Genomic DNA, 7772 nt, shown 5'->3' on the forward strand with positions numbered 1-7772 from the left:
GCCGTCCGGGCGTCAGTCCTGCAGCACCCAGCGCCCCTTCTCGAAGCGGCCGACGCGCAGCGCGCGGCTGTCGAGGCCGGCGTGGTCCGTCGTCGAGAGGCTGTAGATGCCGCGCGCGCCCGGCATGTTCTTGACGTTCTCGAGCGCCGTCCTGAGCGCCTCGCGGAACTCGGGGGTCCCGGGCGCGGCGCTCTTGAGTGCGACGGGCACCGCCTGGTCCAGCAGCTTGACCGCATCCCAGCCGCCGGCCGAGAAGATGTTGCCGCTGTTGGCGCCGAACTTGGCGTCGTAGGCCTGGACGAACTCCTGCGCACTGCGCTTGGCGGGGTCGGAGTCCGGCAGCTGGGACACGCCCATGACGGCGGCGAAAGGCGCGTAGAGGCCTTCGGCCTCGGGTCCTGCCAGCCGCAGGAAGTCCCCGAAGGTGGCGCCCAGCGTCACATAGACCTTCCCCTTGTAGCCGCGCTTCCTGAGCTCCAGCAAGGGCGTGGCGGCGGCGCCGCCGGAGCCCGCGATCAACACGGCGTCGGGCGACTTCGACACGATCTTGAGCACCTGCGACGCGACCGTGGTGTCGGTGCGCGCGAAGCGCTCCTCGGCCACCAGCTGGATCTGCTGTTCGGCCCCGAGCTGCTTGACCATGCGCAGCCACTGGTCGCCGTAGGAGTCGGAGAAGCCGACGAAGCCCAGGCTGCGCACCCCATTGGCCTTCATGTGCGCGAAGATCGGATTCGCCTCGTGGTCGTCGTTGGTCGTGGTCTTGTAGATCCAGCGCCGCTGGGCGTCGACCGGCTGCACCAGGATGTTGGCGGGCGCCTGCGAGATCACCGGCGTCCTGCCCTCCGCGGCCACGCCGCTGATGGCCAGCGCGCCCGGCGTGCCGGTCGTTCCGATGATGGCGTCGACCTTCTCTTCGGTGATCAGCTTCTTCGCCACCCGCGCCGCTTCGGAAGGATCGGTCGCGTCGTCCACGTAGATGAGCTTGAACTTCTCCTTGGCGCCCGCCGCCGCCAGCGCGACGCCGTTCTTCTCGAGGATGCCGAGCGATGCCGCCTGGCCCGTGCTCGAGAGAATGACGCCGACCGTCACTTCCGCCTGGGCGGCCAGCGCGGCCGCGATCGCGCCGCAAAGCAGGATCGACTTGAGAATGGAGTTCAGGGACATGGTTTGCCTCATGGTTTGGTTTTGGTTGTTTGCACGTCGCCCGCGCGTTCGACCTTCAGTCGAGCTTCGCGCCGGACTCCCTGATGACGGCGCCCAGGCGCCGGGTGTCCGACTTCATCAGGTCCGAGAATTCCCTGGCCGTCCCGCCGACCGCGGTCATGCCCATCTCGTCGAGCCGGGACAGGACGTCCGGGCTGCGCAGAACGGCGGCCACTTCGTCATGCAGCCTGTCGATCACGGGCTGGGGCGTGCCGGCCGGCGCCACCAGCCCGAACCACGGGCTGGCCTCGTAGCCGGTCAGGCCCTGCTCCACCAGCGTGGGGACGTCGGGCAGCAGCGCCGAGCGCTTGGGCGCATCGATGGCCAGCGCCCGCAGCCGCTTGTCCTTGACGAATGGCAGCGACGACGGGATGGCGTCGAACATGAAGTCGACCCGTCCCGCCACCAGGTCCGTGAGGGCCGCGGCGGATCCCTTGTAGGGGATGTGATTGATCTGCACGCCGTTCCTGGACTTCAGGATCTCCGCCGCGATGTGGCCGCCCGCCCCGACGGACTGCGACGCGTAGTTGATGCTGCCAGGATGGGCTTTCGCCCTGGCGATCAGCTCCGCCGCGGTCTTGACCGGACTGGCGGCCGGCACGACCAGCAGCTGCGGGATCTGGACGACGGCGATGACGGGTTCGAAGTCCTTTTCGGGGTCGTACGAGAGCTTCGAATACAGCGCCTGGTTGGCCGCATGCGAACCGGTGTTCGCGAGGAACAAGGTGTAGCCGTCGGCGGGCGACCTCTTCACGGCGGAAGCGGCGATCTGGCCGCCGGCCCCGGGCCTGTTGTCCACCAGGACCGGCTGCTTGATGTTGTCGCCGAGCTTCTGCGCCACGATGCGCGCGGACGCATCGGCGGCACCGCCCGCCGGAAACGGGACGACGATGGTGATCGGCTTGGCCGGAAAGACCTGCGCCAGTCCGACGGCCGGAATCACGGCACCTGCGGCCAGTGCCGCCGAGAGAGCGAGCTTCTTGAGCATGGTCATCGAAGCGCCTCAACCGACCTGCTCGTCGACGATCGTGTTGCGCAGCACGCCGACGCGCTCGACCTCGACCTCCACCACGTCGCCGGGCTTCATCCACAGCGGCGGCGTGCGCTTGGCACCGACGCCGCCCGGCGTGCCGGTGACGAAGACATCGCCGGGCTGCAGCGGTGCGACCGTCGATGCATAGGCGATCTGGCGCGGGATGCTGTGCAGCATCATCTCGGTGGTGGCTCGCTGCACTTCGGCGCCGTTCAGCCGCGTGACCAGGGACAGCACGGCGCCGGCCGGGATTTCGTCGGCGGTCACCATCCAGGGGCCGAATCCGCCCGTGCGCCAGAAGTTCTTGCCGGGAGCCCACTGCCCCGTGTGCATCTGCCAGTCGCGCACCGAGCCGTCGTTGTAGCAGGCGTAGCCGGCGATGTGATCCCAGGCATCGGCCTCGGAGATCCGGCGACCGCCCTTGCCGATGACCACGGCGATCTCGCCTTCGAAGTCCAGCTTGATGGACTCGGGGGGCCGCGGGATGGCCTGGCCGTGGCCCACTTGCGAATCGGGGAAACGCAGGAAGAACACCGGCATCTCGCTCACCTCGCGGCCGGTCTCGCGCACGTGCTCTCCATAGTTCAATCCCGCGCACCAGATCTTTCCGGGGTTCGGGATCACCGGCAGGAAAGTCAGGTCGGCCAGCTTCAGGCCCGGCGTGCGTCCTTCGATGGCCGTCCTCGCGGCCGCCACGCCATCGCCTGCCAACAGGCTCTTGAGGTCGGCAAAGCGCCCTTCGAGCAGCGGAAAAAGATCGATCACGCCGTCGCCGACGACGGCACCAAAGCTGGCCTTTCCGCCATGCTCAAAGCTCATGAGTTTCATGTGATTCCTTGTTAAAGATTTGAAGTTGCCGAGACAGATTTCGGGGGCTTCGCCACCCGTTCGAAGGTGCCCGCGGGTGCGGGGTTGGCGTTCAAGAGCGTCGGCAGTTCGGGGACGAAGGCCTTCAGTGCCTGAAGAACTTCGCGCTCGCCCGCTGCGCGCGCGGCGGCGGCCACATAGCGGTCGGGCCGCACCACCAGCGTGACGCCGCTTCCAAGAATGGCGGCGAACGCGCCGCCGAAGTCGACGACGGTTTCCTGCAACGTGGCATGGCCGGTTCCCGGCGCCGGCGCGCGCTGGATCTCGATGATCGATTCGCGCGGGAAGCGCAGCAGCGCCCAGCCGGAGCCCAGCACCCGATCGAGCGGAATGCGCTCGCCGTTCGTGCGCTGCACCTGGGGCTGCGACAACGAACGTCCCACCAGTTCGGCCGCGGCCTTCGGCGCATCGTGGCCGGGCGGCACCACGCAACCCGAGGTGAAGTGCGGCTGCTTGAGGAACTTCATCCCGACCAGCCACCGCTTGGCGGAGGGCACGATGCCCAGGGCGACGATGGCGCCGTCCCTCAAGGCGGTCAGCAGAGGCTGGGTGTTCATCACCACCTTGCCGATCCGGTGCGACAGCCGGACCATTTCCGCCGCGTGAGGCCGGCGTTCGTCCTGGTAGCTGTCGATCAGCGCGCCGGTTCCCTGCCCTCGAACGTGGGCGGCGATCTTCCAGGCCAGATTCGCGACGTCGCGGATACCGGCGTTGAGCCCCTGCCCTGCGAACGGCGGCATCAGATGCGCCGCATCGCCGGCCAGCAGCACATGGCCCGCCCGGTAGCTCAGGGCGATCCGCTGCTGCGCCACATAGACGGCCGCGCGCCGGATGTCTTCGGCCACGATGCGCTGGTAGGGCGCGACCAGATCGATGATGAAACCCGGCGCCGTGACGGTGGCTGGGTCTTCGCCCGCAAGCAGCATGAACTCGTAGCGGCAACGACCCTTGACGCCCGGCACCACCACGCAGGGCCGCACGCCGTTGCAATGGAACTGCGAGAACCGCTCCGGTTCACCCCGGGTGTTGAGCACATCCACCACGATCCATTTCTCGACCTGGGTGGACCCTTCCAGCGGAATGCCGAGCTGCGTACGCACGGGACTGCGGCCGCCATCGCACGCCACGACCCACTTCGCACGCACGCGGCGCTTGCCGGCCGCGTCGATCAGCTCGGTCTCGACGTGTTGCGGATGGTCGACGACGCCGAATGCCTCGGTGCCGAAACGGATGTCGACCGACGGCCTGGCCCGGGCCGCCGCCAGCAGCAGGCCCGCCAGGATCGGCTGGTCGAACTGCGACTTGACCGGCTGTCCGAGCCGCGGGCTCTTGGCGGAGACCTCCGCCAGCAGTTGGCCCTTGCGCCCGAAGTAGCGCGCACCGGTGTCCACGAGCATCTCCGGAAAGAGTTGCTCGAGGATGCCGATCTCCGCCATCACGCGCAGCGATTCGTCCGTGATGCTGATGGCGCGCGGCTCATCGGAAATGGCTTGACTGCGCTCGACCAGCATCACTCGCATGCCTTGGTCGGCGAGCAGATTGGCAGCGGCCAGGCCGATCGGGCCCGCACCTATCACCAACACGTCGGTGTCGACGGTGTTGTCCATGAAAGTCTCCAGATGGTTTGAGGGTTTGCGAAGCGCGAAGCGCGAGGCGCCCGGGCCGTGGCCCTCGCGCTGCTCAGATCGCGGCTGCCGCGACTTCGCTCAAGCGACGAAATCCTGGTGCTCGCACAAGGCGAGGTAGTCCTCGCGCAGCGGTGCGAAGACGTCGACGTTGAGCGCGCGCTCGTCGCCGATCGGCTCGGCGCAGTGCGGAACGCCGCCCGGTATGTAGAGCACGCTCGGCGACACCACGTCGAACACCTCGTCGCCGACCCAGAACCGGATGGCGCCGCACAGCACGTAGCTGAGCTGGTCGAAGGGATGGGCGTGGGGGCCGATCGTCTTGTAGCCCGGATCGAACCAGTTGACGGTGGTCACGGCACCCTCGGAGCGAAGGCCGGTCCTGGCGAAGCCCGGTCGGACTTCGGTCAAGGCCATCCGATCCATGCGGAATACGCGTGCGACGTTCTTCTTCGGCTGGGCAGTCGGGTCGGTCATGGGCGGGTCCAGGTTGATCAACGCACTGCGCGGAAGGCCTTGCGGATGACGCGGCTGCGGATGCGCCACCGGCCCTCCTCTTTCGCATACAGGTCCTCGTAGTCACCCACCATGAGCGGCGTGGTGTCGACGGCATCGGTGGTCTCGCTGCGAAAGACGCTGGCATACAGGGTGCCGCGCAGCCCCTCCTCGCTCCACCAGAGCCGGTGGTTGGTCTCGACATGGCGCGAGACGCGGGGCAGCTGGACGCGCGCCGCGCCCCAGGCCGCGATCGCGTCCCGTCCGACGAGATCACTCGGCGGAAGGCCCAGGAGCTCGCCGTCGCGCGTATAGAGCTCGTGCAGCGTGTCCGCCGCGCCGTGGTCCAGGCGCCAGGCATGCTCCGCGGTCAGGGCCTGGATTTCCAGACGGAGTTCGACGCCCGGCTCGGGGCGATCCAGCGATTTCGATTGCATCTCAGCTTTCCTCTACGGCAGTCATCATTCCGAAGCCCGTCATCCACTCCTTGACGGGCCAATACCATCGGTTCGTCACGCGATAGCGGCCGCGCGCGGACAGCGCCCCGAAGGCCGCCAGCCAGGCCCGGACCTCGTGGCCGGAATGACCGCCGCTGCGCTGGATCCAATCGTTGGTCCAGCCATCCGCATCCGCCAGGCGGCCTGAAGCGAGCGTGTCCAGGACCAGGGCGTCGAACTCGGGGTTGATCTGCTGGAACGAGCCGTCCCCCTGCGCGTGCGCCTTGCCGGCCTGGATGACGCGCCGCTGCCGCTCGGCACGCGCCTCGGGCGAAGGGTTCCGGCCGTCGATCAAGCGCGCCACGACCTCTGGCGCAGCGCCCTCGAGGCGCGGCACGGGCGGGTCGTGCGAGAGCCCGCCGGACGCGATCACCAGCACGCGCTGGCCCCACGACCCGACCTCTCGGCCGATCGCCTCGCCCAGCAGCCGCACCCGCTGGACCGGGCCGAGCGGAAGCCCGACGGCGTTGACGAAGACAGGGATCACAGGCCGCGTCGAGCCCTTGCCGAAAAGGAACTCCAGCGGCTGGGTGATGCCGTGATCGACGTGCAGGCGCTCCGACTGAGCGACGTCGATGCCCGCATCGAGGACGGCGCGCGTGAGCCGGCGAGCGGCCGCGCGATCCACCGGCAAGGGCCCTGGCTCGGTGCCCCAGTCGCCGACGGACGATGCACCGGAGCCGATGCAGAAGGCCGGCATCATGTCGTAGAAGACGCCGTTGTAGTGGTCCGGGCCGAAGACGATCGTGATCGCCGGATCGAAATCGCGCACGAACGTCCGCATCGCATCGAGCGCAGCCGTCACGCCGTCCAGCGTTTCCGGCCCGGGGTCATTGATCCCGAAAAGAGGTGAGTGCGACAGAGCGCACAAAGCCAGCGTCATCCAGTCTCCAGATAGTTGTAGGCGCCCCGGCAAGAGCCAGCACGGCCGGTGAACCGGTGTCCCCCCTCGCCGCGCCGATCCATGACAGCGCGGCGATGAATACTATTTGATAGAGAAACTACTTGTCAACAAAGAAAATATTATTCGTGAATAGTAGAATCTCGCCATGCTCACACACACAGAGGCTCCTGTCTTCGAACGGATTCGGCGCGCGATCCTCGAGGGTGCGTGGGCCCCGGGCCAAAGGCTGGCGCCGGGCGCCCTGTCGGAACGGTTCGACACCAGCACCACCGTCGTCAGGGAGGCGCTCACGCGGCTGGTCGGCGAGAACCTCGTGGCGGCCAGGACGAACCGTGGGTTCTTCATCCCCGAGCTCGATCTGCGGGAGTTCCGCGACCTGACCGAGCTTCGCTGCGTGACGGAGGCGCTCGCCTTGCGCCTGTCCATCGAACGTGGCGATCTGCAGTGGGAAACGACGTTGATCGCGGCGCATCACCGGCTGACGAAGACGCCTCGGAGAACCGGTGCGGATCACACGCAGATCAACGAAGAATGGTCCATGGCCCACCGGGCGTTCCATCAGGCGCTGCTGGCCGCCTGTGCCTGCGAGCCGATGATCCGGCTCGCCAACAGCCTGGCGCTGTCCACCGACCTGTATCGACGATGGGCGGCGCCAGCCGTCGCGGCGGTGCGGCGGGACGTGGAGCAGGAGCACCGGGACATCCTGGAGGCCGCGCTGTCCCGGGACGCCGCTCGCGCCAGCGGATTGCTGCGGGAGCACTACGAAGAAACGGCGCGCGTCGTCCTGAGTTCGGGGCTTGCCGGGTAGAGGCATCCTGCAATGGCCATCCGCGCCCTTCAGCGCGGGTGAAGCGAATCCGTTGCCTGGGGCAACGCAGTACCCCCCGAAGAAGCCCTGCGTGCCGGCGACCAGCGCGTCGCCGTCGGCCGGCGTGAGTCGTCGGAAAGGTACGATCCCCCCTGAGAAGACGGGGCCGAATTGCACGGGGCGGCCGACCGATTGAGCACAATCCCACTTCACTGACCAAAGAACAGAACCGAATGAATTCAAAGCCAGTGTGGAGACGGTTTCCGGCCATGTTCAACCTGAACGACGGCCGCTGGGGCCGGGGCGACGATTCCTCGTCCAACGGTGACCGTCCCGCCGC

General features: G+C 67.8%; 8 protein-coding genes. 1 reads left to right on the forward strand and 7 read right to left on the reverse strand.

Translation table 11 applies throughout. The features are described from left to right. Positions 1-12: 12 nt before the first annotated feature. The 7 genes from AB4Z46_RS16870 to AB4Z46_RS16900 form a co-directional block, all read right to left on the reverse strand. Positions 13-1164: an ABC transporter substrate-binding protein gene (locus AB4Z46_RS16870; RefSeq protein ID WP_442284665.1), complete on the reverse strand. Its 1152-nt coding sequence runs from the start codon at positions 1162-1164 to the stop codon at positions 13-15. 55 nt (positions 1165-1219) lie between these two features. Next, positions 1220-2197, reverse strand: coding sequence for a Bug family tripartite tricarboxylate transporter substrate binding protein (locus tag AB4Z46_RS16875; protein WP_442284666.1), 978 nt, complete (start codon positions 2195-2197; stop codon positions 1220-1222). Between the two features lie 9 nt (positions 2198-2206). Further along, entirely contained in the window at positions 2207-3064 is an 858-nt protein-coding gene (locus AB4Z46_RS16880) for a fumarylacetoacetate hydrolase family protein (protein WP_442284667.1), read from the reverse strand. A gap of 11 nt (positions 3065-3075) precedes the next feature. Further along, positions 3076-4710 (reverse strand): FAD-dependent monooxygenase, encoded by a 1635-nt coding sequence (locus AB4Z46_RS16885; RefSeq protein ID WP_442284668.1) that lies wholly within the window; start codon positions 4708-4710, stop codon positions 3076-3078. A 99-nt stretch (positions 4711-4809) separates the two neighbouring features. Continuing rightward, positions 4810-5205, reverse strand: a complete 396-nt coding sequence (locus tag AB4Z46_RS16890) for a cupin domain-containing protein (protein WP_442284669.1) — start codon at positions 5203-5205, stop codon at positions 4810-4812. A 17-nt stretch (positions 5206-5222) separates the two neighbouring features. Further along, on the reverse strand, positions 5223-5660 hold the full coding sequence (locus AB4Z46_RS16895; protein WP_442284670.1) for a nuclear transport factor 2 family protein: 438 nt from the start codon (positions 5658-5660) through the stop codon (positions 5223-5225). 1 nt (position 5661) lies between these two features. Further along, complete coding sequence (locus AB4Z46_RS16900; RefSeq protein WP_442284671.1) at positions 5662-6603, reverse strand: 3-carboxyethylcatechol 2,3-dioxygenase; 942 nt, start codon at positions 6601-6603, stop codon at positions 5662-5664. A 166-nt stretch (positions 6604-6769) separates the two neighbouring features. Here AB4Z46_RS16900 and AB4Z46_RS16905 point away from each other — a divergent pair, with 166 nt between their 5' ends. Further along, positions 6770-7432, forward strand: a complete 663-nt coding sequence (locus AB4Z46_RS16905) for a GntR family transcriptional regulator (RefSeq protein ID WP_442284672.1) — start codon at positions 6770-6772, stop codon at positions 7430-7432. Positions 7433-7772 lie beyond the last annotated feature (340 nt).

The organism is Variovorax sp. M-6, from assembly GCF_052114385.1.
In the GTDB taxonomy this organism is placed as follows: domain Bacteria; phylum Pseudomonadota; class Gammaproteobacteria; order Burkholderiales; family Burkholderiaceae_C; genus Variovorax.